This is a genomic window from Streptomyces mesophilus (assembly GCF_040300965.1).
In the GTDB taxonomy this organism is placed as follows: Bacteria; Actinomycetota; Actinomycetes; order Streptomycetales; family Streptomycetaceae; genus Streptomyces; species Streptomyces mesophilus_A.
The window spans coordinates 1-26,240 of sequence record NZ_JBEPEW010000065.1 but is presented as its reverse complement, the minus strand read 5'-3'; the positions used below and the strand labels follow the sequence as shown (position 1 = coordinate 26,240).

The 26,240-nt window shown below is 65.9% G+C and carries 33 protein-coding genes; 25 read left to right on the top strand and 8 right to left on the bottom strand.

Annotation, left to right across the window (positions count from 1 at the left end; translation table 11 throughout):
- The first annotated feature begins 21 nt into the window (after positions 1–21).
- From ABT367_RS22565 to ABT367_RS22495, 15 genes are all read left to right on the top strand, one after another.
- Positions 22–237 (top strand): hypothetical protein, encoded by a 216-nt coding sequence (locus ABT367_RS22565; protein WP_352254876.1) that lies wholly within the window; start codon positions 22–24, stop codon positions 235–237.
- Between the two features lie 7 nt (positions 238–244).
- On the top strand, positions 245–529 hold the full coding sequence (locus tag ABT367_RS22560) for a DUF5403 family protein (protein ID WP_352254875.1): 285 nt from the start codon (positions 245–247) through the stop codon (positions 527–529).
- Complete coding sequence (locus ABT367_RS22555) at positions 526–954, top strand: phage tail termination protein (RefSeq protein ID WP_352254874.1); 429 nt, start codon at positions 526–528, stop codon at positions 952–954. The genes ABT367_RS22560 and ABT367_RS22555 overlap by 4 nt, the downstream gene beginning before the upstream one ends.
- Before the next feature lie 29 nt (positions 955–983).
- Positions 984–1,553 (top strand): hypothetical protein, encoded by a 570-nt coding sequence (locus ABT367_RS22550; protein WP_352254873.1) that lies wholly within the window; start codon positions 984–986, stop codon positions 1,551–1,553.
- Between the two features lie 51 nt (positions 1,554–1,604).
- On the top strand, positions 1,605–1,958 hold the full coding sequence (locus tag ABT367_RS22545) for a phage tail assembly protein (RefSeq protein ID WP_352254872.1): 354 nt from the start codon (positions 1,605–1,607) through the stop codon (positions 1,956–1,958).
- Positions 1,910–2,347, top strand: a complete 438-nt coding sequence (locus ABT367_RS22540; protein WP_352254871.1) for a hypothetical protein — start codon at positions 1,910–1,912, stop codon at positions 2,345–2,347. Before ABT367_RS22545 ends, ABT367_RS22540 begins: the two co-directional genes overlap by 49 nt.
- A gap of 25 nt (positions 2,348–2,372) precedes the next feature.
- Positions 2,373–5,375, top strand: a complete 3,003-nt coding sequence (locus tag ABT367_RS22535) for a phage tail protein (protein ID WP_352254870.1) — start codon at positions 2,373–2,375, stop codon at positions 5,373–5,375.
- 4 nt (positions 5,376–5,379) lie between these two features.
- Positions 5,380–6,285, top strand: a complete 906-nt coding sequence (locus ABT367_RS22530; RefSeq protein WP_352254869.1) for a phage distal tail protein — start codon at positions 5,380–5,382, stop codon at positions 6,283–6,285.
- 23 nt (positions 6,286–6,308) lie between these two features.
- Entirely contained in the window at positions 6,309–7,313 is a 1,005-nt protein-coding gene (locus ABT367_RS22525; RefSeq protein ID WP_352254868.1) for a hypothetical protein, read from the top strand.
- Between the two features lie 21 nt (positions 7,314–7,334).
- Complete coding sequence (locus ABT367_RS22520; protein WP_352254867.1) at positions 7,335–8,459, top strand: hypothetical protein; 1,125 nt, start codon at positions 7,335–7,337, stop codon at positions 8,457–8,459.
- Complete coding sequence (locus tag ABT367_RS22515) at positions 8,459–8,581, top strand: hypothetical protein (protein ID WP_352254866.1); 123 nt, start codon at positions 8,459–8,461, stop codon at positions 8,579–8,581. Before ABT367_RS22520 ends, ABT367_RS22515 begins: the two co-directional genes overlap by 1 nt.
- A gap of 26 nt (positions 8,582–8,607) precedes the next feature.
- On the top strand, positions 8,608–9,543 hold the full coding sequence (locus tag ABT367_RS22510; RefSeq protein ID WP_352254865.1) for an N-acetylmuramoyl-L-alanine amidase: 936 nt from the start codon (positions 8,608–8,610) through the stop codon (positions 9,541–9,543).
- Positions 9,544–9,557: 14 nt separating this feature from the next.
- A complete protein-coding gene (locus tag ABT367_RS22505) occupies positions 9,558–9,827 on the top strand; it encodes a holin (protein ID WP_352254864.1) in 270 nt (89 codons plus the stop codon).
- Entirely contained in the window at positions 9,824–10,078 is a 255-nt protein-coding gene (locus tag ABT367_RS22500; protein WP_352254863.1) for a hypothetical protein, read from the top strand. The genes ABT367_RS22505 and ABT367_RS22500 overlap by 4 nt, the downstream gene beginning before the upstream one ends.
- 867 nt (positions 10,079–10,945) lie before the next feature.
- Positions 10,946–11,581 (top strand): hypothetical protein, encoded by a 636-nt coding sequence (locus ABT367_RS22495; protein WP_352254862.1) that lies wholly within the window; start codon positions 10,946–10,948, stop codon positions 11,579–11,581.
- A 91-nt stretch (positions 11,582–11,672) separates the two neighbouring features.
- On the opposite strand, the gene ABT367_RS22490 is transcribed toward ABT367_RS22495, so the two are convergent.
- Genes ABT367_RS22490 through ABT367_RS22475 form a run of 4 tightly spaced genes read right to left on the bottom strand, consistent with a single transcriptional unit; the run spans position 11,673 to position 13,636 of the window.
- Positions 11,673–11,858, bottom strand: a complete 186-nt coding sequence (locus ABT367_RS22490) for a DUF397 domain-containing protein (protein ID WP_352254861.1) — start codon at positions 11,856–11,858, stop codon at positions 11,673–11,675.
- Positions 11,859–11,879: 21 nt separating this feature from the next.
- Entirely contained in the window at positions 11,880–12,725 is an 846-nt protein-coding gene (locus tag ABT367_RS22485; protein WP_352254860.1) for a helix-turn-helix domain-containing protein, read from the bottom strand.
- Between the two features lie 7 nt (positions 12,726–12,732).
- Positions 12,733–13,257: a DUF6879 family protein gene (locus ABT367_RS22480; protein WP_352254859.1), complete on the bottom strand. Its 525-nt coding sequence runs from the start codon at positions 13,255–13,257 to the stop codon at positions 12,733–12,735.
- A complete protein-coding gene (locus tag ABT367_RS22475; RefSeq protein ID WP_352254858.1) occupies positions 13,229–13,636 on the bottom strand; it encodes a hypothetical protein in 408 nt (135 codons plus the stop codon). Before ABT367_RS22475 ends, ABT367_RS22480 begins: the two co-directional genes overlap by 29 nt.
- A gap of 324 nt (positions 13,637–13,960) precedes the next feature.
- On the opposite strand from ABT367_RS22475, the gene ABT367_RS22470 reads away from it, so the two are divergent.
- From ABT367_RS22470 to ABT367_RS22455, 4 genes are all read left to right on the top strand, one after another.
- The gene (locus tag ABT367_RS22470; protein ID WP_352254857.1) at positions 13,961–14,227 is read left to right on the top strand and encodes a hypothetical protein; all 267 of its coding nucleotides are present in this window, start codon (positions 13,961–13,963) and stop codon (positions 14,225–14,227) included.
- A 132-nt stretch (positions 14,228–14,359) separates the two neighbouring features.
- Positions 14,360–14,596 (top strand): DUF397 domain-containing protein, encoded by a 237-nt coding sequence (locus tag ABT367_RS22465; RefSeq protein WP_352254856.1) that lies wholly within the window; start codon positions 14,360–14,362, stop codon positions 14,594–14,596.
- 184 nt (positions 14,597–14,780) lie between these two features.
- Positions 14,781–15,179, top strand: a complete 399-nt coding sequence (locus ABT367_RS22460; protein ID WP_352254855.1) for a hypothetical protein — start codon at positions 14,781–14,783, stop codon at positions 15,177–15,179.
- Between the two features lie 12 nt (positions 15,180–15,191).
- On the top strand, positions 15,192–16,094 hold the full coding sequence (locus ABT367_RS22455) for a JmjC domain-containing protein (protein WP_352254854.1): 903 nt from the start codon (positions 15,192–15,194) through the stop codon (positions 16,092–16,094).
- 70 nt (positions 16,095–16,164) lie between these two features.
- On the opposite strand, the gene ABT367_RS22450 is transcribed toward ABT367_RS22455, so the two are convergent.
- Entirely contained in the window at positions 16,165–16,491 is a 327-nt protein-coding gene (locus ABT367_RS22450) for a hypothetical protein (protein ID WP_352254853.1), read from the bottom strand.
- Between the two features lie 396 nt (positions 16,492–16,887).
- Positions 16,888–17,835 carry a ParB/RepB/Spo0J family partition protein gene (locus tag ABT367_RS22445; RefSeq protein WP_352254852.1) on the bottom strand — a complete coding sequence of 316 codons (948 nt, stop codon included), beginning with the start codon at positions 17,833–17,835 and terminating at the stop codon, positions 16,888–16,890.
- A gap of 131 nt (positions 17,836–17,966) precedes the next feature.
- Between ABT367_RS22445 and ABT367_RS22440 the strand changes: the two genes are divergently transcribed.
- The 4 genes from ABT367_RS22440 (at position 17,967) to ABT367_RS22425 (ending at position 21,235) form a co-directional block, all read left to right on the top strand.
- Positions 17,967–18,611 carry a class I SAM-dependent methyltransferase gene (locus ABT367_RS22440; RefSeq protein ID WP_352254851.1) on the top strand — a complete coding sequence of 215 codons (645 nt, stop codon included), beginning with the start codon at positions 17,967–17,969 and terminating at the stop codon, positions 18,609–18,611.
- A complete protein-coding gene (locus tag ABT367_RS22435) occupies positions 18,608–19,624 on the top strand; it encodes an HNH endonuclease (RefSeq protein ID WP_352254850.1) in 1,017 nt (338 codons plus the stop codon). The genes ABT367_RS22440 and ABT367_RS22435 overlap by 4 nt, the downstream gene beginning before the upstream one ends.
- A 116-nt stretch (positions 19,625–19,740) precedes the next feature.
- A complete protein-coding gene (locus ABT367_RS22430) occupies positions 19,741–20,748 on the top strand; it encodes a hypothetical protein (protein WP_352254849.1) in 1,008 nt (335 codons plus the stop codon).
- A complete protein-coding gene (locus ABT367_RS22425) occupies positions 20,741–21,235 on the top strand; it encodes a hypothetical protein (RefSeq protein ID WP_352254848.1) in 495 nt (164 codons plus the stop codon). The genes ABT367_RS22430 and ABT367_RS22425 overlap by 8 nt, the downstream gene beginning before the upstream one ends.
- Before the next feature lie 11 nt (positions 21,236–21,246).
- Here ABT367_RS22425 and ABT367_RS22420 read toward each other — a convergent pair whose 3' ends face one another.
- Positions 21,247–22,572 carry a hypothetical protein gene (locus ABT367_RS22420; RefSeq protein WP_352254847.1) on the bottom strand — a complete coding sequence of 442 codons (1,326 nt, stop codon included), beginning with the start codon at positions 22,570–22,572 and terminating at the stop codon, positions 21,247–21,249.
- Between the two features lie 67 nt (positions 22,573–22,639).
- On the bottom strand, positions 22,640–24,535 hold the full coding sequence (locus ABT367_RS22415) for a DNA/RNA helicase domain-containing protein (RefSeq protein ID WP_352254846.1): 1,896 nt from the start codon (positions 24,533–24,535) through the stop codon (positions 22,640–22,642).
- A gap of 92 nt (positions 24,536–24,627) precedes the next feature.
- Here ABT367_RS22415 and ABT367_RS22410 point away from each other — a divergent pair, with 92 nt between their 5' ends.
- Together ABT367_RS22410 and ABT367_RS22405 are read left to right on the top strand one after the other, a co-directional pair.
- The gene (locus tag ABT367_RS22410; protein ID WP_352254845.1) at positions 24,628–24,984 is read left to right on the top strand and encodes a nucleotide pyrophosphohydrolase; all 357 of its coding nucleotides are present in this window, start codon (positions 24,628–24,630) and stop codon (positions 24,982–24,984) included.
- Positions 24,981–25,985 carry a hypothetical protein gene (locus ABT367_RS22405; protein ID WP_352254844.1) on the top strand — a complete coding sequence of 335 codons (1,005 nt, stop codon included), beginning with the start codon at positions 24,981–24,983 and terminating at the stop codon, positions 25,983–25,985. Before ABT367_RS22410 ends, ABT367_RS22405 begins: the two co-directional genes overlap by 4 nt.
- The last annotated feature ends 255 nt before the right edge of the window (positions 25,986–26,240 follow it).

The following is a 26,240-nucleotide window of genomic DNA, read 5'->3' as shown; positions in this document are numbered from 1 at the left end:
GCCGAAGGTGCACCCATCGCCGTGCGCTGCCGCGTCCAGCCGATTACCTCCACTGAGCAGCCCGAGCCCGGATACCTCGACGCCACGCTCTACCGGATCATCGCCCGCACCCTGCCCGTCGGCCCCTGGGCCCGCGTCACCTGGCGCGGCCGCACCTGGGCGGTGGTCGGTGAGCCTGCCCACCGCCGTGGGTCGTTGCGGACCCGGCACGACACCGCGACGATCCGCAGAAGGTGAGGAACCCATGGCCCGCGCCTCCCGCAACCTGGACGCCCGCATCGCCCACCTGTCCGCCGTACGCGCCGCGGTACGTGCCGAACTAGACGCCCGAGCCGCCCGCGTACAAGCAGTCGTCGACCAACACGTGCACACCGGACGGCTGCGCGCCTCCCTGCGCGTGGAGTCGAACACCACCGACTCCACCATCTACATCGCCCATCCACTGGTCATGTCCATCAACTACGGGCACACCGCGGCCAATGGCCGCTGGGTCGAGGGCATCCACGCCATCGAGGCGGGCCAGGCATGACCGCTGTCCTGCCCGACGTGGATGAACTCGTCCGCGCCGCCCTGACCGCCGGACTACCCAGCGGAACCAACGTGTTCACGCTGTGGCCCGACGACTGGCCCCAGCGCCTCCCGCTCGTCGTGGCCCGCCGCGTCGCCGGCGCCGCGCCCGATCCGCGCGGCCTGGATGCCGCCGTAGTGGATGTGCAGTGTGCGGCCGCAGAGCGGCGCATCGCCCACCGGCTGGCCCGGCAGGTGCGGGCCGTGCTCTTCGACGCCTGCGCCGCCCAGTTCGCCCACCCCGAAGCCGAGGGCTACCTCTCCCGCTTCGCGGCCGAACCCTCCGGCCCCACCGAGATCCGCGACACCTTCCCCACCCCGGGTGCCGACCTGTTCCGGTTCCAGGCCACCTACCGGATCACTGCCCGGCCGCTACTCCCGACCTGACCGTCCGCCCACTTGGAGGCTGACCCACCATGCCCTTGATCGACGAGGCCGCCCTCATCCCGGGGACCGGCCATATCTACCTTGCCGACCCCGACACCCCGAAGCCCACCGCCATCACGGACCCGCTCAACCCTGGCCCCGGCTGGACCAACATCGGCCACACCTCCCGCGACGAACTCCCCGAGTTCGCCCGCGATGGCGACGAGCCCGAGACGATCGGCTCCTGGCAGAACGCCAAGCTCCGCCAGACCTCCCCGGACGTCACCTACGCCGTGACCTTCCAGTCGGTCCAGGCGTCGACCGACACCTACCGCCTCTACTTCGGCGCCGGCGAGGAAGCCGTGCAGCCGGACGGCTCCTTCCGTATCCCCGCTCGGCCCGAACCCCAGGTCCGCGCCCTGCTGTTCATCATCGTGGACGGCCAGAACTTCGTACCGTTGTGGCACCCACGTACCTCACTGCTCGGCTCGGACGCGGTGAGCCTCGATGCCGAGGCGTTCATCTCCTTCCCCATCACCGGCACCTTCCTGGGCTCCTCCGCCCTCGGCGGCGCGATCGGCGAATGGGCCGCGATCCTCGGCGCCGGCCCTGGCTCCTGATCACCCACCGCCAACAGCCCACCCCCGCGAGCGTGATGGAGAACCCCGACCGTGGCTGAAGCCCTCTCGATCGCCGCCCTGCGCGCCGAAGCCGAGATCACCTATGAAGCACTGCCCCTGACCCTGGAATCCGGTGCTGCCATTTGGCTGCGCTCCACGCTGATGCTCGCCGAGGCCGACTACGTCGTCGTCGAGCAGCTCCTTGAGGAGATCAACACAGCGAGCACGGACAACCGCCTCACCGCCGCCATCGGTGCCATGCGGCGCCTGCTCCTCCTGGTGGCCGACGACCCGACGACCCTTGAGGCCGAACTCACCACCTGGCCTCTGGGGTTGCTCGTCACCCTTATCGAGCGTTGGCAGAACGGCACCCAGGTCCCGGAAGCCTCCAGCTCGGCCAACTGATCCGCGAAGGACACGGCGCCGCTCTTCGCGCTGATCTCCAGCATCGGTACGGCCTCGACCTGGCCGACGTGTGGCGCGGACAGCTCGCCCCGCGTCGTGTCCTGGATCTGGCCGAGCACCTGCCCACCGGCTCCGCCCTCGCCACCAGCCTCACCGGCGACCCGGCCCACCGCGGCTGGGACCTGCACGCCCACCTGATCGCGCACGTCATCGACGCTGCCCATCACACCGCCTGGACCGTCGCTCAGGCAGGTAGCCGTAAGCCGGTCCCACGCCCCAAGCCGCTGCCGCGACCCGGCACACATTTTGTGCGCCGCGGCCCGCTGGACCTCTCAGTACACCCCCTCGCTAAGCCCCTGCCGGAGCGCTACCGCAGCGCGCCGCCCTGATCCCGTGGCGAGGAGGTGATCAGGGTTGGCTGGATCACCCGGAGGTCGCGAAGTCGAGCGCCTCTCCATCCGCGTCCTGCCCGACACCTCCGGCTTCGCCACCTCGCTCCAGACGTTCCTCGACCGGATCGAGCAGCGCGCCAAGATAGCCGTACGCGTCACCCCGGACACCCGTGGCTTCGGCGCCGAGCTGCGCGACAAGCTCGGCGCCATCCAGACCCGGGTCAGCATCCCCGTCACCCCAGACGCCCGGACCTTCCGCACCGACCTGCAGACTGCCCTGGCCAGCACCCGGGCACGGGTACGCGTACCGGTCGAGGCCGACACCTCCCGCCTCGCTGCCGAACTTCGCGCACTGACCGGCACGTTGGACGGCCGTATCGAGGTAGCAGTCGAGCCGCGGCTCAACACCGCCACGCTCGGCGCCCTTGCCACCCGGCTGGAACGCCTCAACCGCCCGGTACGGGTGCCGATCCTTCCGGTACTCGACCGCGCTGCCACGAGCCGGGTCCTGTCCAGCCTCGAACGGCTCACTCGCCCGCGGCAGATCGACCTGCGCGCGGACCTCGATGACGGCGCGGCCCAAGCCCAGCTCGCGCTGCTGACCCGCCACCGCACCACCACCGTTGACGTAGACCTGGACGACGCAGCAGCCCGCGCCCAGCTCGCGCTGCTCACGCGGGACCACCGCATCACCGTCCGCGTCGACGTCGACCGTTCCGGTCTGAGCCGTGTCACCTCCGCCATCGGCGGACTCGGCGGCCGCGGCGACAGCGCTGGCCGGCCGCTGGCGAATGTGGCGCGCGCCATCGGCAGCGTGCGCGCCGCCGCCCTGACCGCCATCCCGAACCTGGCTGGACTTGGCGCCGGACTGGTGCAGTTGGCGCCCGCCGCCGGCGTCGCCGCGACCGGACTGATCGCCATGGCGTCCGCCACCGCCGCCATCAAGATCGGCACCAATGGGGTGGCGGAGGCGCTCAAGGGCGATGCCGACGCGTTGGCGAAACTGGCACCCGCCGCTCAGGCCACGGTGGGTCAGTTGCGCGCCATGGCACCCGCCTGGCAGGGCGTGCGCTCCTCGGTGCAGGGCGCGCTGTTCAAGGACTTGAGCGCCAGCTTGAAGGAGCTGGGCAGCTCCGTTCTTCCGGTGGTGAAGATCGGGCTCACTGGCGCTGCCACCTCGCTGAACCAGATGGCACGGGAGACCGCCAGCGCCGCGGTCACCTTCCGCGGCCCGCTGGGCGAGGCGATGACCTCGGCCAACAAGGGCCTCGGCAACCTGTCCAAGGCGCCCGCGGTCCTCATCCAGGGTCTGGTGCAGATCGGCGCCGCTGCGGGGCCTGCTTTTGAACGGCTCACCAAGGGCGCGGACGACGCGCTCGTACGCCTCTCGGGAAAGATGGACCGGGCCTTCAACTCCGGGTCCATGCAGGCCAGCATCGAGGGCGCCCTCGCCCAGGTGCGGCAGCTCTTCGACACCTTCGGCAATCTCGGCACGGCCCTCGGCAACATCTTCGGCCCTGCCGCCGACGCGGGCGCCGGGTTCCTCGGCGTCCTGAACACCGTCTCCCAGACCCTCGCCGACGTCACCGGCACCGACGCGGCGCAGGAAGCCTTCCGCGGGCTCTTCGAGACCCTGGCCTCGGCCGGGCGCGTGATCTCCGGCGTCCTCGGCGCCGCTCTCCAGGCCGCCCTACCCCTGCTGTCCTCGCTAGTCGGTGCCCTGGCTGGGCCACTACAACAAGCCTTCGCAGCTATCGGCCCAGCGCTGGAAATCCTGATCACCGCGCTGGGCACCGGGCTCGCGCCGGTGGTCTCCGCGGTCGCCGGTGTACTGGCCGACATCGTGCCCATCGTTGCCGACGTCATCACCATGATCGCGGGCGCCCTCGCCCCGATCCTGGCCTCGCTCGGCCCCGTCATCGGGCAGCTCGTCTCAGCGCTCGGCACCGCCCTTCAACCGGTCCTCGCTCAACTCCCGGCTCTGCTAGCGCCGTTCCTCGCGATGGCTACACAGCTCGCGCCGATCCTGGTCATGATCGCGACGCAGATCATTTCCGCGCTCGCCCCGTCACTGGCCCAGGTCGGCCAGATCCTCGCGCAACTCCTCGTTGGCCTGACCCCGTTGATCGCGGCGTTCACGACGCTGATGGTCAACGTGCTGTCCGCCCTGATGCCGATCCTCACCCCGATCATCGCCGTCGTCGGCCAGCTCGCTGGCCTCTTCGCAGACGTCCTCGCCTCGGCCGTGACGAACATCCTCATCCCCGCACTCGGACTGATCACCGACCTCCTGCGGGGCGACTTCTCCGGCGCCTGGCAGCACGCCAAGGACCTGGTCGCCGGCATCGGCAAGTTCTTCCGCGACCTCTTCGCCCGCTTCGGCGGATGGGTCGCGACCGGCATCAACGCGGCCGTCGAGTGGCTCGCGGGCCTGCCCGGACGAGCCTGGTCCGCACTCAGCGAGTTCGGCCCACGGCTGCGCACCGCCGCCGTCAACGGACTCATCAAGTTCGCCGCTGGACTGCGCGCGGAGTGGGAGAACCTGAAGCAGTGGTTCAAGGACCTGCCCGGCAACATCGGCAAAGCCCTCGGCGATCTCGGGAAGGTTCTGATCGATGCCGGAAAGGACCTGATCAAGGGCTTCATCGACGGCATCAAGGGCATGCTCGGCAGCGTCAAGGACACCCTCGGCGGACTGACCGACTCCCTGACCTCATGGAAGGGCCCGCCGAAGCGCGACGCCGTCCTCCTACGCCCGGCCGGCCGCCTGGTCATGGCCGGATTCACCGACGGCATCACCGACGCCGTGCCCGACCTGCGCGCCCGCCTGCGAGCGGTCACCGACGAGGTCGCCGGCTACCGGCCCACCGTGACCCCGCGACTTGAGGCGATGCAGCCCGAGTTCACGGCCTCGGGAGACCGATCCGGCTCGGCGGTGTCGATCGGCACGTTCGTGGCCCAGCAGAACCAGAGCCCAGCCGCCATCGCGCGCGAACTCGCCTGGCTCGCCAAGGCAAGGGGGTGAGCCCATGGCCCGACTGCCGCTCGGCGAGGTGAAGGTCACCCAGGACGGACAACTCCAGTTCGGCACCTACCTGATGGGCGAAACCACACCCATCCACGGCCGACAGCTCTCCGGCTGGGACGACCTGCCCGACCTCGACGACGCCACCGTCCCCATGCCCTCAGCACACGGCGCGTGGCCCGGCTGGCTGCTTGCCGGGCCACGCGTCCTCGTCTTCGACTTCCTTATCTACGCCGACAACGGCCTTACCGGGTTCCCGGGCGTACTCGAGGAGCTGCGCACGGCCACCGCCGTACGCCAAGACGAGTCACCGCTCATCGTCCAACTTGCCGGGGCCCGGCGCCTGATGTGGGCGCGGCTCACCCGCCGCACCCTGCCCGCCTCCCGCGCCTACACCTGGGGCAAGCCCACCGGCTCCGTCCAGTTCACGTGCGCCGACCCGCGCCGCTACCAGGTCGAGGAGCAGGTCGCGCGCACCGGACTGCCTGAGCCGGAACCCGGTATCGACTGGCATCCCACCGACCCACCGCCCGGCGTCGCATGGGACCTCGACTACGGCTCCGCCGGCACCCCCGGCGCCGTCCTCATCGACAACACCGGCGACGCCGACACCCACCCCGTCCTTGCGATCACCGGCCCAGTCGTACGGCCCACCGTCACTAACCAGGCCACCGGCGCCACGCTGGAGTACGACATCACCCTCGCGGCCACCGACCGGCTGGTCATCGACACCCAGGCCGGCACCGTCACCCTCAACGACACCGCGCCGCGCCTCTACACCGCGACCGCCCGCAGCACCCCCGAACAAGCCTTCACGCTGCCGCCCGGCGACTCGCTGCTCACCTTCCGCGCCGCCGAGTTCAACCCCAACGGGGCCCTGACCGTGCTCTGGCGCTCCGCCTACTGGTAACCCCAACCCCCAGGAGCCGCACCATGACCGTACGGGCCGCGTGGCTGACCAACCGCGGCGACGCCGCCGGCGGACAGACCCGCAACGACACCCGCCTCGCCCCACTCGGCGCTATGACGCCCGCCGCCGAACTCACCACCGCGCCCGGCGTCATCCCCGGAGGCGACCCCTTCGAGCTCGCTGCCACCGGCCCGATGACCGCAACCCTCGCGACCGGCCGTGCGACCATCCAGGGCACTGGTCCGCAGGGCGCCTACCCGGTCGCGATCACCGCCCCGGAGGCTTTGGTCTTCGCGGACGGCGACCCCGCCAACCCTCGCATCGACCTCGTGGTCCTACGGATCTACGACACCGCCTACGACAGCTCGGGCCAGACCTTCGCCACCGTCGAGATCATCCCCGGCACCCCGGGCGCCGCACCCACACCACCGCCCACCCCGGCCGGCGCCCTGGCGCTCTACCGCGTCCAGGTCGCCGCCGGACTCTCCGCCGGCACCGGCGGCATCGACTTCCCCGCCGCCACTACCGACGTACGCCGATACACCACCGCCGTCGGCGGCATCACCCCCTACAGCGTGACCGGCGCCTACCGCGGCCAATACCGCGACACTGGCACCGGCCTCCAACGCTTCACCGGCACCACCTGGTCCGGCCTCGCCGCCGAGGTCATCGGCTGGACCAAGGTCTCCCTCGCGACCGGCTACGGCCATAACGGCAACAGCAACGGCGATGTCCGCTACCGCGTCATCGACCTACTCGGCACCCGCTTCGTGCAATGGCGCGGCGGCATGAACCTCTCCTACAGCCGCGGCGCCCCACGCGGCGACGGCAAGTTCCTGCGCACCGCGCTACCCACCACCGCCCGCCCCACTGGACTCCGCTCCCTGTCCGTCGCCTGCTCGGCCTCCACGAGCTCGATCCTCAGCATCAAGGTCGACTTCCACAGCAACGGCCTGGGCGTCGTCATCAGCGACGCCGGCGACACACCGCCCTGGCTGAGCCTGCACGGCGTCATGTACCCGCTCTGAGTAGGGACGGAGGCGCCACCCATGACCTCCGCCTACCGGGCACTCTTCTGTGACCTGCGCACCGACCAGATCCGCGACGCCTTCCCGATCTCCGGCGTGAGCATCGAGGACTACATAGGCAAGACCGGCACCATGTCCGGCACTCTCACCGCCCCCGACGCGGTCACTGCCGAGCGCATCACCACCGCCGTCATACCCGGCCGCACCGCGGTTTGGATCGAGCGCGATCGCACCATCTGGTGGGGCGGCATCGTCTGGACCAGCGCCTTGACTTCCACCGCCCGCGGCACGCCAGCCAAGGCAGACATCCAAGCGGCGACCTTCGACAGCTACCTGGACCACCGGCTCCTAACCGCCGACTTGACCGCCACCGACAGCGATCAACTCGCGATCGCCCGGCGCCTGATGGACCTCGTGCAGTCCGCCGAGGGCGGCGACATCGGCCTCCGCGTCAACGACGGACAGACCTCCGGCATCGAGCGGACCCGCAGCTACTCGCGCTACGACCTGCCAAAGGTCCGGGACCTGCTCGACAAGCTGGCCGCCACGGACAACGGCTTTGAGTGGCGCATCCGTTGCTACCGCGACACCGCCGGCGAACGAATCAAGGAACTCCACCTCGGTCACCCGCGCATCACCACATCCAGCTCCGGCAATGACACGGTCCTGAACTTCCCCGGCCCCGTCACCTCGTACCGCTTCCCCTACGACGCCACCACTCGCGCCACCCACTGGCGCTCGCGCGGCGCGTCCGGAAAGACCAGCCAGCGCCCGCTGATGTCCAGCGCTCTCTACATTCCGGGCGCCATCGAGGAGGGCTGGCCCCGCCTTGACGGCACCAGCGACTACACCGCCATCACCAGCACGTCCGTCCTGAACGAGCACGCCACCGCGGACCTGCGCGAGGCGTGGAACCGGCAGACCGTTCCCCAGATCACCGTGAACCTCGACGCCGCGGCCATGACCCCTGCCGTCCTCGGCGCCACCATCCGCCTGCGCATCGCCGACGTATGGACCAACCGGTTCGCCGGCCGGTACCGCGTCGTCGGCTTCACCGCCCGCGCCCCCGAACGTGGCCAGCCAGAGACCGCCTCGCTCCTCCTGGACACCGCCACGGCAACCGGCACCGATCAAGGAGACGAGTAGTGGCCGTCATCCCGCCCGACTTGCTTGACCGCATCCGCCGCCTCGAAGAGGACGTACGCGAACTCCGCGGCCGGCTTCCTGCACCGCCCGACGACGAGGCCGCCGCAGCGGCCGACGAATAGCAACCCAACCGAAGGAGCCCCACCACATGGCCACACCTCTATCCGCCGATGCCCTGGTCAGGGTGCTGCGTGCCGAGGGCGTCACCGTCGTGGAACACGACGGCTGGCGTACCCACAACCGCAACCACAAAGGACCCTGGGGACCGGTCAACGGCATCGTCATCCACCACACGGTCACCCGCGGCACGGACGCCACCCTCCGCATCTGCCACGACGGCTACACCGACCTCCCCGGCCCGCTCTGCCACGGCGTCATCGCCAAGGACGGCATCGTCCACCTCATCGGCCACGGCCGGGCCAACCACGCAGGCAGCGGCGACGCAGACGTTCTACACGCCGTCCAGCGTGAGAACTACGCCAGCACCCCACCGCGCCCGAACCAGCACAACACCGACGGCAACGCCCGCTTCTACGGCTTCGAATGCGAGAACCTCGGCGACGGCAACGACCCCTGGCCCGCGGCCCAGGTCGAGGCCGTCGAGCGCACTTCGGCCGCCATCTGCCGCGCCCACAAGTGGACCGCCAAGTCCGTGATCGGCCACCGGGAATGGACCAGTGCCAAGGTCGACCCGCGCGGCGTCAGCATCACCGCCCTGCGCAGCAACATCGCCAAGCGCCTCAAGCGCGAGCCGACCACCGACGGCGGGCCGCACCCGCAGACTCTGCCGGTCGGATCTCCGGTCAGCCTCGCCCGCATCCGCGCCGCGGCCCGTGACGATCCCAGCGCACCTCAGGGCCAGACCAGCTACCGCACCGGCGTCCTCACCGTAGAGAAGGCACTGCACGCCGAGGGACTGCTTGCCGAGAAGTGGATCGACGGCTCATACGGCACCAAGACCCTCGCTGCATACGCGGCCTGGCAGCGCCGCCTCGGCTACTCCGGCAGCGACGCCGACGGCGTCCCCGGCCGAAAGTCCCTGACCGCCCTCGGCACTCGCCACGCCTTCCCCGTCTACAGCTGAACAGGAGATCCACCATGGTCACCATCAACAGCTCCAGCTTCTGGCTCGCCACCACCGAGCGAGCGGTCCGCACCTTCGCGCAGACTCTCATCGCGGCCCTCGGCCTCGACGCGGCCGACGTTCTCGCCCTCCCCTGGGGCCGAGGCATCGCTCTTGCCGGTATTGCCGCGATCCTCTCGGTCGTCACGTCAATAGCCACGGGCACCACGGGCAGCAGCGGCCCTGGCATCACCGAGACCGCCAACGCCACTGCGGGGGCCGCCCCGAGGGGACTCAATCCGTGAGTGGCGACGACGTTCCGGTCGTCACCATCACCGCCGCCGAGATGTACGGCGAACTTCGCGGTCTCCGCGAGAGCGTCAGCCGTATCGAAGGGAAGCTCGACGGGATAGCCGCGATCACTGACCAACTCGACGACCATGAGGAACGCATTCGCCGTCTCGAAGCCAACCGATGGCCTTGGCAGATCATCGCGGCCCTGGCCGCTGCGGTCGCAGCTTTCGCGGCCACGTGGCAGCTCGCGGCCGGTTCATGAGCCCACGCCCCGCTCCGGCATGTTGCCGGAGCGGGGCGCCTTGCGCGCGTCAGGGGCGGTCAAGCCACCATGACATGCAAGCCCCCGGCCACGGCAAAGAAGACCCCTATGGCTACAACGGGACCGGCGACCAATGCGGTGAATGCCGTGGCCCCCGCTGCGGCCACGAAGATCACCGCCCACCGAAGCGGCAGCCGCTCGGGCTCGTCGGGCTCGCCTCCGGTGCGTACTCTCGGCACTGGTGCGTCTCCTAACTCTGTATGTGATGAGACATAGAGCACCGGATGAGCGGCCTTTGGATGACAGCCAGGGGCCGCTCAATTTCCTTACCTGTTCTGTGGTTCCGGGCTCCTGCACACGAGAATGCACGCGTCGCCTCGGCGAGGCGAGTAGACTTCGGGCACGGCTTAATCCGCCAGTGAGTGCTCATGGTTGACTAAATGGAGCCCATCTCTGGCGGATCAAGAGGCTCAGATCAGAGGGGGCAAACTCGTTTTGAGTTCTTCGTTTCCTCAGCTGTTCCCGCCATCTCCCAGTGAACGCAGGCGGTTTGAGGCTCGCCAGGTCAAGCTTGAGAGAAGCGAGGGCGAGGTAGTCCGCGCGTGTGGAGCGTTCGCTAGAATCCCAGTTGCGGATCACCTGGTGATCCGCAGAAGCTTCGTGTACCGCGATGAGCCGGCGGACGTCCAGGGCGAACCCTCAGATCGGCTACTACCGTCACTCGCCGAGAGGCCGCCTGCGACCCGCCTGTCGTCGCCTCGCGGCATTGCGTTGAAGCTGTACCTCACTGGTCTCTTCGTTGCGCAAGCAGGCCGTGCGGGCACGCGTCCCGGCAACCATCTCCCCCTCAACGCGACGGACAAATCCGTGAGTTGGGTCGACTTGATAGCTACAACCGCTCAGCAGGGTGGTGGTGCATTGAGTTACGCCAGCGTGCGGGACAAGAAGATTCGGCAGCTCCAGCATGCTCTGAAGCGGTTAGCTGAGCCCGAGTTTCGGCTCGTACATCTACCGAACCTTCGTAGCGCCACGGGCAAGTACGAAGGCTTCCTGTTGCTCCAGGAGTCTGGGGCGCCGTCTGACGGAGGTGACACCGATCGCTACACGGTGCCGTTGGACCAACGAGGCCTGTTGGGATTGCCTGCTGGACTGTTCCTCAACGGTTGGATCCATCTACTGGAAGATAGCGAGCTCGCATTTCTGCTGATGCTGGCGTCCTTGCATGCGCACTTCGGATTGCAGCAGCAGGTGTTTGTTGCGGGCGATGTAAGGCTTCTTCACTTTGGGCTTGGCCGGGATGCATATGAGTCCCATCGAATGCTCAGCCGATTCGGGCTAGTCGACGTGGAGATGGATCCTAACCGACACATTGAGGGCTACAGAGTAACCGGATACAAGGATGGAGATCCGCCCAAGTTGCATCGATTCAGACTCTTGAGTGAGGGGTTCGACCAGCAGGCTGTGCCGACGATCCGCGAGGCCATCGAGTGGCGTTTGAGATGATCTCAAGCTCCTATACGGGAGAGATTGAAGGGACTGCCAGGACTCACGCAACGACCGATGCAGTCCCATGCTCGGAGTGGGTGCCAGACATCTATAGCGTCTGGGACTTGACGTAATCAGCGAACGCCTGCCAGCTGGCAGGGCTAATGTCCAGGGAGAGACCTTCGCGCCTCTTGCTGTCGCGGACTCTGACGACGCTGGGGTGGTTATCAGCGACTTCAACACAGTTCTCGGTGCCGGTGTAGGAGCTCGTTCGCCAGTTCGGGGCGTCTGACATGCTGCCTCTCCATCCTGGTTGCTAGTGCCGGTCGTGGTGCTGGATCGCCTGTGCGATGAGCGCCCTGGCCCTGTCGCCGTAGACGGCCGACTGCTTCAAGAGCTTGAAAGCCTTCGCGTACAGAGCGATTTCCCTGGGCTGTGTCACAGAGAGCTCGGCGGAGTAGGTCTCCACGAGTACCAATTTGTCGTCGAACATCGAGAACGAGTTTCCGGGCCAGATGTGCATGGGTGCCGACCTGGGTACCAGGCCAAGGCTCAGCCTCGGCAGGCCGATCACGGCGAGCAGACGGTCGAGCTGCCCGATCATCACGTCCGGCCCGCCGAAGTTGCTGTACAGCGCTTGTTCGGCGAGCAGGACGTTGAAGATGCGGTCACCTTGGTGGAGGTACTTCTGCCTCTCCAGACGCTTCGCCACGGCGGCATCCATGTCGTCCGGGATGCCGTAGAACTCGATCACCTGCTTGAAAGTTTCCGCCGCGTAGTCCGCAGTCTGTAGAGATCCCCAGACCAGGGTCGGATGCCAGATCCGGAACACCTTGGTCTTGGAGTAGACGGGCAGGGCCTTCTGTTGCCGTGGCGCGGCACCGGTGGCGAGCTGCCGGCGCCATTCGAGCCACAGTTCCTCGATGTGCCTGGCCGTGGCGATCAGGTCGCCCACGTGCTCCTGGTTGTCGGTCAGGGCACACCAGAGGCGTATGTCGTCCTCGCTGGCGTTCTGCCGTCCGTTCTCGATCCGAGAGACCTTGGACTCCGCCCAACCGGTCGCCTGGGCGAATGCCCGGCCGCTCGAGAACCCGGCATCCTTGCGGAAACCTCGAAGCCGGGCACCCAAGGCCTCTCGCTGTGACTGTGCTTCAGTGCTCACGGATGATTCAGGGCTTGTACTCGGTGTGTGGAGTAGCGACGGTCCAGAGAAGATCCCGTACGCGGATGCATTCCGCCACGGTCTCCGCGTCCTCGATCAGCTCGGAGCCGAGGACCCTGCCGTCCTGATCGAAGTGGCCCACGGCGAGTAGGCGGTCATCGAACAGCCACCAGTCGTTGCCGGCGACGGGGAAGGTGATGCCTTCGGGTAGCTGGTGGCGTGGCATCCATCGGATGTCCTCCCCGGCTTCCAGGTTCAGGTGCGTCAACGAGTGTTCCCAGCCGACGTATTGGGAGTGCGGCTCGGAGATGACGCGCACCCGCCGTACCGTCCTGCCCTCGCCGGTGACCCCCTTCATGAGCGTCATCCAGGGATCGAGCCAGGCGTAGTCGTCGGGCTCGCCACGTTGCCAACGGGCGTAGGGCGTGTCCTCGACAGGGGACCCGTAGTCGTCCCTCAGCTCCAGGTGAAAGGCATCCCGCTCGAAGCTGTTGAACAGCTCGTCACGCTGGGCGCTGGTGATCAGGTCCACTGTTCTCCTCCAGCAGGGCCGTGATCGAGGACTTCGGCACCTCGATGCAGGTTTCATAGTCGGGCATGCGCATCTGACTCAAGGCCTCCGCGTCATGCATCTCCGGACCCTGGACGATGCATGTTCCCTGCTCGGTCAGGAGCATGATCGGTGCCGCGTAGTTCTTGATCTCGGCGGACGGCAAGCCGTCCTTCGTCAGGTGCTCGAAGAGCTCGGTGGGCACCTCAACGACCGTGTGTCCGTCAGGGACATCAAGCTGCATCAGCAGGTCGTTCGCGTAGACCTTCCAGCCCTGGACGACATAGCTGTCCTGGTCGCTGGCATACAGGGTGGGACTGTCTCCGGGGGTGGAGTTCTTGCCAAGGAACCGTAACTTCATGGCCGCTCTCCCGTCCGCTGCCTTGCGCGAGTTTGCGTGACAATCTGATGCTCGGCGAGGTGTTCGACCTAGTCAATCGACCTGCTGCAAACTCGCGCAATCTGCTTGGGAGTTGGCCGATGACGGCCCTACGTTCGTGTCAGAACCCACCGGCACAGCAGCGAGGGGAAGCCATGAGCGTGACGCCTTCACAGCCCAGTCCGGTCGCTCTGTCCGGGCCGGACACCATCCGGGTCTACAGGGTGACGCGAGACGGTCGGGTCTACACCGTCGAGCAACTCGCCCCGGAATTAGACGAATCTCTCGCCTCGGATGGGCAGCGGCATGATGCCTGACGAGAGCAAGATCCCCGTGGGCCCTCCGGGCACCAACGGCACGATCCTGACCCCGGGACAACTCAAGATCGGGGACCTGATCCGCTTCGACGGAATCTTCTTCCCTGTGCGAGACATGGTCACCGGCCAAGGCGGAGCGAAGGTGCTGATCTTCGCGGACCGGGAGCCGTACACGGTGGCCGGCCCGACGTTGGCCTATCGGCCCATCGACTTCAACGCCCTCGCCGGCACCCTCCGTTACATCCGCACGGAGTAGCCCACGAACTCCCTCCCCGGCTGCCCCTGGACCGGAGGCCGGGGAGGGGCCGACCCGCTCACGCGGGTTGCCAGTGCACGACGGCCCGGAGAACGCATCTCCGCACAGTCAACGCACCAGGAGGACCATCCCATGAGTTCCCTCTACAACCTCCCCATCGAGGGCGCGGAGTTCCAGAACTTCTGCGGCGGCAACTTGGGGGGCGAGCACGAGTCTTGCGTCGAGGTCGGCGCGATCCCCGGCGCGACCTCCGTCTTCGCCCTGCGCGACAACAAGCCTGGGGGCGCCGGAATCGAACTCCGGTTCACCAAGGCTGAATTGGACGACTTCGCCCGCGGCTGGGTCAAGAAGCAGGGGCTCGCGCTCTAGTCTGACGCTTCCCCGTTCAGGACAAGACGGCCGCCCTGCTCCGGCGGGGCGGCCCTGTACTTCCGGAAGGGCGCATATGAGCTGGTCAGGGCACTGGCACGGCTACGGACCGTGGATCGGCCCATCAGCTGTGTACGGGAAGGAGGGAGGTCGCCGGCCTCCGCATCCCAACGGACCGCCCTCGGTGCTTAATCCCGAGGACAAGAAGCAGCAGGCAGTCCTCGACCGGTTCCGCGAAGCCGCCGCGGAGTTCCAGACGGGCAACATGCCGCCCACGATGACTGGCTACTGGCTGATGAAGAAGAACCAGGTCTCGGCCGACCGCACTTGGGCCGATATGGGTATCGCGCTGGCCTGGCTGACGAAAGAGTACGAGGCGAACCCTCCGTTCGAACGCACGGATGGCCTTGAGGCGTACAGCAGTCTCGACACCAAGCTGGATTACGCCACCGATGTACTGCCCCGTGGCGTCGACGTGAGCTGGGTGTACTACACGCCGTCGAAGAACCTGATCTCGTTCTCCGTCGTGTGCTGCCCAAACCGGTTCCACCCAGAGATCGCCTGCCCGCTCCCACTGTCGTAAGGAGCCGATGTAATGTCGCTGCGTCTCTTGCTGCCCGAGGAGGGTGTAACGGAACTGCTGGCCTCGTGGCCAGATGAGCCCCGCGTCTACGACCGCGGCACGGCGGCCCTCGATGAGTCCGTCAGCGGGGAGACCATCCGCGGCTACCTCAACACCGGATGCGTCCCGGCGAACGAGATTGCGGCCATCAAGGCCCCCTACCCGTCGCTGAGTCAGAACGCGTACACGACGAATGGTCGGACAGATCGCTCGAAGCTCGCCCGGCTGTACGAGCGCGGGTACACCATCCGCCTCGGCAATCTTCAACGGGTAGTCCCGGCCTTGTCGCGCATCTCCGAAGCGATCCAGACCGAGACCGGATACTCGAACTACATCCACGCCTTCCTGACCCCGCCCGGAGAGCAAGGGCTCCGCCACCACTGGGATCAGCAGATGGCTGTGATCGTCCAGATCGCGGGTACGAAGCGGTGGCAGCTCTGGCGGCCGCCGGTCGAAGCTCCCATGAGGGAGTACAACGAGAGCTTCCGCGTTTGGAAGGACGACTTCGTTTCGACGTGGGAAGCGGCCGGGCCGGACATAGAGCTCGACCTCAAGGCCGGCCAGTCGCTCTTGCTCCCAAGGGGATGGGTCCACAACCCCCACGTCGTCGACTTCGATGAGCACAGCATCCACCTCACCTTTGCCATCCGTGAGCGCACGCCCCTATGGCTGGCCGAGAAGTTGATCGCGGGAGCGATCGAGCACGAGGAGTTCCGTAAGATCATCCGTCCCAGCGGCATCGGCGGTGTCGGGCTTGCTGGTCACTTGCGAGACACGAGGTTGGCTTTGGTGACTTACCTTCACGGCCTTGATGTTGACGAACTGGCCTTGGTCATACGCCAGGCCGCGGTGACGGAATTGGAGTACTCGACCTGAAAGGTCGCGGAGCCGCGCCTTGACCCCAAGCCCTGGGGCAAGGCGCAGCTCCGAGCTGGACACCCAGAGTTCAAGGTGTCGAGGGAGAGCTCACCGACGGAGTCCCGGACGGTGGGGTTGATGCCGTGGTCTGCGACGTCACGATCGCGACGATGACGACGACGATGCAGACGAGCACGAACCCGAAGAAGATCAACCGGGGCCTTTCCAGGGTGGCCGTCCGGCCCTCCTTGTGGCCGTTCCTCAGCTCCTCCCTGCGGGTGAGGAACTCGGAGCGGTGCTTGTACCAGTCCTTGGGGAGTTTCCCGACCAGCCGGACCAGGCCGAATACTGCGATGCACGCGGCACCGAGGGTGAGGACCACCCACAGCGGCATGCCGTCAGGGAGTTGAAACATGGTGGATTGCTGACCCTTCACTGCGGTCGGCAAGACGAGAGCAGCACATCGAGAGCGCGCCTGCCACGGCACAGAGCTATCCCGCCTTGAGGACTATGGATCACGCAGGGCAGGAGGGTCTGTCAGATGCGCAGGGGTACAGGTACGCCGGCATCCAGGGGTTCAGAGGGTGCCCCCGCAGGGGCGAAGCAGCATGTGAACCCTCGGCGCGAAAGGATCAGCGCACACAGCAGAACGATCAGGCGCCACATCCACCGCGGCATGCGCGGCGTAGCACCGATTCGCCTGACAATTTTCACGCATCTAGCTTGGCAGAAGATCGCGACTGCTCTGGTCAAGCCGGAGGATTCTTGTCCCTTGCCCAGGTTGCAAGGGACACCGGCCGACTCAGATGAGCTAGATCTCGATGCGGTTTGCCGCCTTGCGCCGCCTGTTCCATGCATGGGCGACAAGCTTGAAGGCGGTGGTCACGCGGGAGCCAGTGCCGCTGTTGTTGAATCCGCCGCGGGACGACTGGCTGAGGATCTCGGCGCGCCAAGCGAGGGCGGAACCGGACTCGAGCAGTCGCTTGGCGAGCTCCTGGTCGTCGATCTCACCGCCGAACCGACCGAGGAACTGGCCGATACCTCCCAGGAGCATGCCGTCCCAGGTTTCCGCCGTGCGCCCCCACGCCTCCTCCGCGACCGTAAGGGTCCGGTCGAGGGTATCGGCGCCCCAGCGCTCCGTGATCCGCAGAACTCCGGAAACGGCGCCGACCCCGTTGGTGGACGTGGAACCAAGCGTCAGGCTGTGGTCTTTGAGGACGCGGTCCGTATCCACGAAGAGCGGTACCCCGCCGGTGAGCCCCACGTGGTACTCGTCGATGGGCCTCGGCTTGTGCGATTCGCGGTTCTTGATCAGGAAGAGGCTCGCCTCCTGAGCAAGCGTCAGGCCGTAGTGGACCTCAGCCTTGACTGTGGTGATGCCGGCGAGCTCGCAGGCGCGCTTCCGGTGCTGGCCATCGACGATGTACTTCTTGCCGTCGTCGCGCTGCGAAACGATGATCAAGCCGATGGCCTCAATAACGAGGTTGTCGGACATGCGCTGGGCTCGCGGTTCGCTGAGCGTCCGCTGCGCCTGAGGGTCGATGGCGAGGTCGCTGACCGCGACCTCCAGCCCGTACTCCACCTTGTGGGGTGGCAGCACGTAGGCGTACTGGGGCTTAGGCATGGAGGTGCCCTTCCGCGCTGCGTTCGGGGGATTCGATGGCCGGAGCCGGGATTTGGGATACAGCGCGCCGAGCACCCAACCATGAAACGGTTGGTGGGTCAAGTGTCCGATGATGCACGGGAGTTCGAGCGTCATCGATGCGGTCCGCTTCTACGTTCGTTGCGAACTCCCAATCCACGTCGGCGAGTTCTCCCGACGGCTGCGTACCGCGGCCACCTGTCGGCGACGGGATCCGGTGTGTCAGTGGGGCGTCGTAGTGTGCTGACATGACGAGATCAGCTGCAGATCAGGGTGTGTCGGTTTCATCGCACGTCGCCGTCGCTGGTGCTCAGCCGTACTACGCACACGCCGCTGAAGCCCTGGCCGAGCGGTACGAAAGCTTGATCTTCGAGTCTGTGCACCAGGAGATCTTGCACTTACTGCCGGACGCCGCCACCCGGGCCGCCGACATCGGTGCCGGCACTGGTCGGGACGCGCAGGCGTTGGCCGACCGTGGCCACAAGGTCATCGCGGTCGAGCCGGTGAGGGAGCTTCGGCAGGTAGCCCAGAAGCTGCACGCTGACGCCGCCATCGACTGGTTGGAGGACTCGCTCCCTGCCCTGGAGCACCTCGAGGGCAACTTCGGGCTGATCCTCCTTTCTGCAGTGTGGATGCATCTGGATGAGCAGGAGCGGACCGTTGCTATGCGCCGGCTGGCCGAACTCCTCGCTCCCGGCGGCTTGTTGATCATCTCGCTGCGTCACGGCCCACCACCCGCGGACCGCAAGATGTTTGACGTGCCCGCTGACGAGACCGCGGCACTTGCCCAGGAATGCGGCCTGGACGTCCTGCACCTCGGTGGCGGACAGGACCAGCTTGGCCGGGACGGGATCTACTGGAGCGAGCTGGCCATGCGAAAGGGCCAGGCATGACGGCGGATGCCTTCTTCGCGGCCGAACCCTCCGTCCGATCGTCCTGGCGCTTGGCGATCTTGATGGGGGCCAACTCCCGCACGTACAAGTTCGCCCTTGCCGACGCCCTCCTCGTGCACGCCCGACACGGCCACGCCGAGATCCTGCTCAGCGAGCTCGCCGTGCCCTATGCCATGAGCCTGGTCGAGCATGCAGCTACGGCCCCGCAGGCACCCGAAGGAACTTTGATCGGCAGGACCGACTTCCTGACCATCGCGGCCGCCGAGCGGGAGGAGACGCAGAAGCTCGGCCGGCCCACTGACCTGCTGCTGGAAGCCGCGGTCAAGTCAATGCCGACGATGGTCATGCAGAAGTTCCACAACCTGCGCGGAGGAACCGAAGTCCCCCACCGCTTCTACGAGATGGCCGGGAATCCCCGCCAGCGGATCGTTTGTCTCACGCCAGAACTCCTGCAGGTGGCGCAGTCGGAACAAGTCGCGGGACTTCGTGCGGAGCTCGGCGCACGTTGGAGCATCGTGGAATCCTCCTTCGCCGCCGGCATCGGCCGCGCCCTCATCGAGGGGGGCGTCACCGTGGACTGGTCGACGCTGCAGCTCACCGACAAGCGCCGTCGTCGTCCGGTCACCGGAGTAGCCGACGCTTTGATCGGCTTTCAACACGGCCGCTGCCTCATCTGCGACGACGTGCTAGATCTCGCCGACGCGGTCGCCATCGACCACGTCTTCCCCTACTCGCTCATGCAGCGCTACGCCAGTGTGGGGGGTTGGGATGGCCCCGATCTGGATGTGCTGTGGAATCTCGCCCCTGCGCATCAGGCTTGCAACGGTGCCAAGAGTGATCGGCTGCCGCGCCCCGACGAGTTGGAACGCCTGGCTCGACGCAATGAGTCGATCATGGGATCACCCCATCCCTTGAGGAAGACCCTTGAACTCGCCTTGAGTTCGGTGCCCGGCCGTCGACCGGGTACTCGATGGACGGCCTACCTGCTTGAGGTTCAGAAGACCTGCATCTGACTCGCAGGACGGCCCGGCGGGACGTTCCAAGTCGACCACCTTCAGCCAACTTTGGGATATCAGACCCATAGTCAATCGGCCGTGCGATGATCGTGCGCTCACAGGGGAGGTGGCGAGTGGCGAAGCACTCATTCGCAAGTTATGCAGTCAGGATCCGGAAGAACCGGGAGAAAGGCTATCTAGCGCTCGACAACTTCGACGGAGCGGGGGCGGATCTACTGAAGGAGTTCTACGGGTTCCTGCTGCACCTGGAGGACAGGCCGTATGAAATACCAAAGAAGGAACGCTCACTCGAGGCTCATGGCATTCGGCAGGAAAACCGCGCCCTCTACGTGAAGCTCGCTCACGGACTCTTCGGCGCCCAGTCCAGAATAAGGGAGAGGTTGACTGGAGCGGTAGTCTTCCGGAAAGAAGAAGATCACGTAGACCTTACGGACTTGCGCAACTACATGATCCTGCCTGGAAACTCAACTGCGGGGCTTCTGTTTACTGAGCGCTTCCAGGGGAATGGGGTGATCGCAAGTCTGTCTGAAGCTTTCAAGAAAGCCTTCTCTGCCAAGTTCAGTGGTTATACACTGGAGATTAATAGCATGACTTCAGAGGCCGCTTTCGGCGTGTACTTGGAGAGTGGGGAGCTGCGGAAGATTCGCCTCGTCCGACATGCCATACCGCACGATGTGGCCGACGCCTTGGGGCTTGGGGACAACGAGCGGAATCTAGGTTCGCTCGAGGTGGTGCTTCGCCCTCCGCGTCTGACCTCATTTCGCAAGCAGATGATCCAGAGGGTAATAAGCGGAGAGGCCGATGTCTCGAGCATGTTGGAGTGGCGAGACGTTGAGTTCGGAGAGATGAAGGTCGAAGTCAAGATCGCTAACTCGACTCGCACTCTGTCCGTGTCGTCTGGTGCGACGCCAGCGATGCTGTACGACCTCGATGCCGAACTGAAGAAGGAGGGTGTTGGTGCCACCCTCACGGATGAGTGGGTGTACGCGAAGGCGAAAGAGCTAGCAGAAGATCTGGGGCAAACCATGGGGCTGGGCGCTGATCTGATGCGCCGTGAATTCGAGTGGCCAGAGCTCTGGGATCGTTATCGATTGGAGGTTCCCGATGATCCAAATGATTGACCTCGTTCCGATCGTTAAGGATCATTTCAACACCCTGCGGAGTCACTCCACGAACAGAGTTCTATGGGGGGAAGTTGCATTCTTCTATGGGCTTCCCATGGTTGTCGGGGTGGGGGGAGCGATCCTTGGATGGAGGGTCGGGGGTGTTGGGAATATTCTCGCCGCATTCGCGATACTAGCTGGCCTCCTATTTAACCTTCTGGTTCTCCTCTTTGACGTCGCTGCGAAGGCTGCTCAAGGTGCGGGCGGAGTCGGCTTGCAGAACGTGAGGTTGAAGCTGGCCAAGCACCTGCAGGCAAATGTCACCTACGCCCTCTTGGTGGCCTTGGTGTCGGCTTCGATCCTGGGAGTTGCCTCTGGTATGGGGCTCGAGAGAATCAATCGGTGGGCAAGCGGCGTCCTGCTCGTACTTCTCGCACACTTCACTCTGACCCTCCTAATGATCATGCGGAGAATCAGGTCTGCTTTCCTGAACTCGCTCACCTAGGATCTACGTTCCTAGGTGAGAAGTTCTGCTTCTAGGCCCGGCCACGCGAGTTTGACGCCAACCCGCTGACACAGGTCGATCCACCGAGGGTCGGTCGGCTCCCGCTCTACCCAGAGCGCAGCCCGAACTTCCCTACCCCGCCCCCGTAGTTGGTCGTGGTAGTCCAAGATCTGCCCCAAGCCGGTGCGCAGCTGACGAGCCTCGTTCGCAAGGGTCAGCGACTTGACCTCGCAGACTGTGAGGTTGTCGGCGGAGTCGCGCCATGCCACGTCGAAGTCGGGATCTGAGGCCGTGGGCGACAAGACCTCCATGCCACATGCTCGTGCGGCTTCGGCCAACTCGTTTTGGAGTCGCCGGTGGGCCTTGAGGTTTCGTCCGGTCAAGTCTGGGTCGGGAGTGCGCGGTGGCGCGGCGGCGGGCTGGATGCTCTCATCGGCGGGACGGTATCCGGTGCCGACGGGAACGTCTGATGACTGGGGTTTGGTCCCGGCCGGCACCATGTGGAACCGGATGACCTGGCGTAGCGGGCCGCCACCGGTCGGTGGGGCCTGGCCGTAGGAGTGGGGGGTGGTCGCGTCCAGGACGACTTCCCCTACGTAGCGCACGGTGCCTCGCGCGCCTTCGAAGAGGCGCAGTCGGCTACCCGTGAGGCCGTGGTCGCGAATTGCTTTGTTGCCCTTGGTGAAGACCTGATCGCCTTTCTGGCCTTCGCCGGTGTAGTGGAAGGTCCCGTCCTCGCTCCACTCGTCGTAGTACCCGTGCTGATGGCCCGAGCGTGAATCCGTGAAGATCAGGACGTTCGGCGTGCGCCCTGACGGACAGATCCCGCCCTGGCTGCTGCCGCCGTAGCGGTCATGCAGGTCGACACGGCGGATGGTGTCCCCAGGCTGCAGGTGCCAGTTCGGGTCTTCGTCGCCTGCGTGCTCGAGCGCATTGGTGAGCAAGTCCCATTGCTGAGCGTCGAGTCGGTGCGGATTGGCGGCGAAGGGCTGCTTGCGCAGGGAGGAGTTGGAGAAGAGCGGATCGTCGATGATCTGGCTGCGCGGGATGGGGCGCTCCAGCCACTCGTCGACGATCAGTGGGACGTACCAACGAGTCCCAGGGTCCTTCTTCCAGTACGCCTCGTCGGCCGACAGGTCCTGGGAAGGAGGTCCGGTGAGGTGTCCGCGGGCGACAACTCCTCCACCAGCACCGGTGATCCACAAGGCGAACGCGTCGCCGGCTGTTAGCTCATCACGGAAGCGGCCCACGCTCCACGACTGGAGTTCCTGACCGTCACGCCTAAACGCTTCAAGATCAAAAGTGTCGAGATTGCAGGTCAGGATCCACGCAGTCACAGCATCCCCGTCAGGCAGTCGAAAAGGACTTCAGCTGCTGACCGAGGCTACGGCAACCCACTGACACTCAACCTTGGCGGGGACGTCGATCATGATGCGGCAGCAGTGCTGCCAGATGGGCTTGGGTCTCTTCGTCGGCGGAGTAGAGGCGGGTACCTCTGGTTCCCCGGGTGGCGAGAACGCGGTAGGTGTTGAGGGCGTATCGCAGGTAGCGGTCCGGGGAGATGTCCTTGAACGCCGGATCGCAGCTCTTGTTGGGCTGGGCGGCCCACTTGTCGCCTCGGCGGACGAGGTCGTCACCGATGATGACGACGTTGTAGGCGTACTCCATGCCCTGGGCGGTGTAGATGCAGCCGACCTGTTCGTGGCCGCCCGTGTCGGTGGCCCAGTACGGGCGGCCCGGCACCTGCGGGTGGCCGGTTTCGTTGATGCGTGCATTCCAGGGGCGGGTCCAAGTGCGTGGCCCATCCGGCCCCATCCAGGGAATCTCAACCTCTGGCCGAAGCGGGGGCGTATCCGGCGATTCCCAGGGCCAGCAGAAGCCTGCTGTGATCCGGGCCGTGTGACCGTTGTCCACGTGGGAGTTGACCCATCGGGTGAACTGATCCGGATCATCGATGGCCGCGAGGTCGTAATCCGCGCCCGCCCACGGCACTGTGGGGCCCGCAGGCTCCAGGAACTGGTCGATCCATTGGTGATAGGCGCGTGAGCCGTTGCACCGGAATTGCGTGGTGAGGTCGATGTGCCAGAAGTAGCGGTCGTTGTCCTCGGCGTGCTGGGCAAGGTCGGCGAGACTGATGCCTTCCGTGGGGCGAACGGTCTGCTTCTCATCGAGGAAGAGCACCGCCACCGACGCCCGGTTCAACAGTTGTCCCAAGATGAGCGGAAAACCGCTACGGCCTTGGTCGGGGTAGGTGCGGGCCCTGTGGGCCTCATCGAGCAGAACCACGCTGCCGGCCGTCAATCCCGCGGGCACGTTGTTGAGGAACGTGGCAATGAGGCCGCGTGAGGAATCTCCGACGGTGCGCTTCAGCTGCCAGGTGAGCGTGCCGGTGGGGGAGAGCAGTCGGGGGTTTGCGTCTGGGCGGCTGCATAGGTCGCCGAGGAGCCGGCATGCGATGACGGTCTTGCCGGTCCCTGGACCTCCGGTGACGACGATGGTGCTGCGTATTACCCGCTCTTGTGCCGCCGCTTCTACGGTGTGCAGCACCTCCTGGCGCGCCAGATCCTGGTCGCCGAGAAGAGTTAGTTCGTCGTGGCCTTCGATTGCTCGTCCTGCCCTGGCCAGCAAGGTGGACGAGGGGCGGTGCTCCGTGTCGAGAAAGGCCTTGATGCGCTCGTCTGCGGTCGGTTGCATGTCGGCGCAACCCAGCCGCTCGGCCAGGGCCTGCCTCGTGGGTTCGGTGGTGAGGTCGTCACGGCCGAGGAGGGGGAAGGCTGCGGCGGGGCCGCGAGCCGCCGCGGGCCGAAGCTGATTGATCAATTCAGGTTGTGCGTCGTGCAGGACGGTGATGCCGCGCGCCAGCAGCGGGATCTCGTCCCGAGCGATCCAGTCCTCCAAGTAGCGGACATATCCGCCGACTTGACGTGCAGGGTGCTGCACGGTGCGCTGTCCGATTCTGACCATCCCCGGACGGGCCAGGTTGGTCTGCGCACTGGTCCACTGCTTCAGCTCGATCACCACGGCGCAGAGGCGGCTATCGGGGGCCTCACCGAGGACGAGGGCGTCGATACGTTCTCCGGTCGCCGGCAGTGCGTACTCGAGCAGCACATGGAGCTCGTCCAAACCTGCTCGCTGCAGGGCGGCGAGCAGGGCAGGCCAGCTGCGCCGCCAGCTTTGTACCTCCTCCTGGCTGGGCGAGACGCCGAACAGCTGGACAAAGCGTCGCTCGCACTCGGCGATGAACGCGGGCTGTGTGACGTTCTGTGTGACCGCCGAGACCGTTCCCCCGTAGAGATGCATGGCCAGACGTATACCAGCTGTGACCGACAACTCGATTGGATACGGGGTGAGATCGCGACAGCCTGTCAGTGCCACCTGGTATTGCTGGGAGCATGACGATCGGATCTCTGCAAAAGTCGCTGGCTGACTTCGCCGCTGAACGCGAGTGGGAACAGTTCCACACCCCGAAGAACCTGGCCATGGCCTTGGCCGGTGAGAGCGGCGAACTCCTCGAAATCTTCCAGTGGCTGACACCTGAAGAGTCCAGCGCCGTCATGGATGATCCCGTCCGGGCGCCGCATGTGCGCGAGGAAATGGCCGACGTCTTCGCGTACTTGCTCAGGCTGGCCGACGTTCTCGATCTTGACCTGGAGCAGGCTCTGGTTGAGAAGATCGAGACCAACCACCGGAAATACCCGGCGCACCTTGCACGGGGCCGGGCGGACAAGTACACACAACTGGGGGGATGAGTCAGCCGATGCGCATCGTCATGCAGCCGGCCAGGCGCTCGAGGAGAGTCGTCAACAAGCACTACCAGGACACGATCGCGAAACCGGTGGTCTTTGACGACTACGCGCATCTGCTCGACGCCCACGTCCTTGACCAACTCCACACGTTGTTTCCTGATGGCTCTGCCCCCATGTGGGGCGTCGCGCCAGGCAAGAACGACGCCAACGCCCCCCAGATCAAGAAGATGCGTCCGGGGGATGGGGTGGTCTTCACCGGCGACAACAAGCTCTACCTCGGTGGAACCATCGCACTGACCTGGCGCAACAAGGCCATGGCGATGAAGCTGTGGGAGACCGAAGACGACGGCAGCACATGGGAGTTCATGTATGCCATCTCCGGCGTTCAGGGCTTCGACATTCCCATCGCGGAAGTTCGCAAGCTTCTTGAGTGGAACGAGAAGCGGAACGTCATGGGGATCACGGTCCTCGGCGACGACGAAAGCGACACCCTCCACTCCCTCCTGACGCTCGACCCGGCGCCGGCCGCACCTGCGCCCGTCGATGAGCAGGAGGAAGAAGCGGCCATTGCCAACTTCGACGGGGAGCTGGAGCGCAAGTCTCAACGGGCCCACCGGGGCGAGCAGGCTGCGCTGAAGCGCCGTCTCCTGCCCAGCAACACGGGTGAGTGCGCCCTGTGCGGGCGGCACCTTCCCGGTGCTTTCCTCATAGGTGCCCACATCAAGAAGCGCTCGGTGTGTGACGACGATGAGAAGCGCGACCTCGCCAACATCGCGATGCTCGCCTGCACCTTCGGCTGCGACTCCCTCTACGAACACGGCTACATCGCCGTCGCCCCTCAGGGCGTGATCCAAGTGAGCCCACTCGCCAAGGACCTGCCTGAAGTCGCGAAGCACATCGAGGAAAGGCTGGCCGGGCGGAAGGTCACCTGGTGGACCGAGGACCGCGAGAAGTACTACCAGTGGCACCGCACCCACACGTTCAAGGACAGCCCACCGGCATGATCCCGTAACGCACAACGGCCGCTGTTCCTCCCGACCTACGGGAAGGAGCAGCGGCCGTTTCAGCGCGTTTCCTGGGGAGTGGCTGGGGAGAACCAGCCTTCGCTGGGGAGTAATTGGGGAGCGCCGGAGCGATCAACGACACTGCGTCGTGAACGCTCCGAAACGCAAGACCTCCCAGGTCAGGGCGAGTTCGATCAGCACTCGATGACGTTGACCGCGAGCCCGCCCCGCGCCGTCTCCTTGTACTTGACCTTC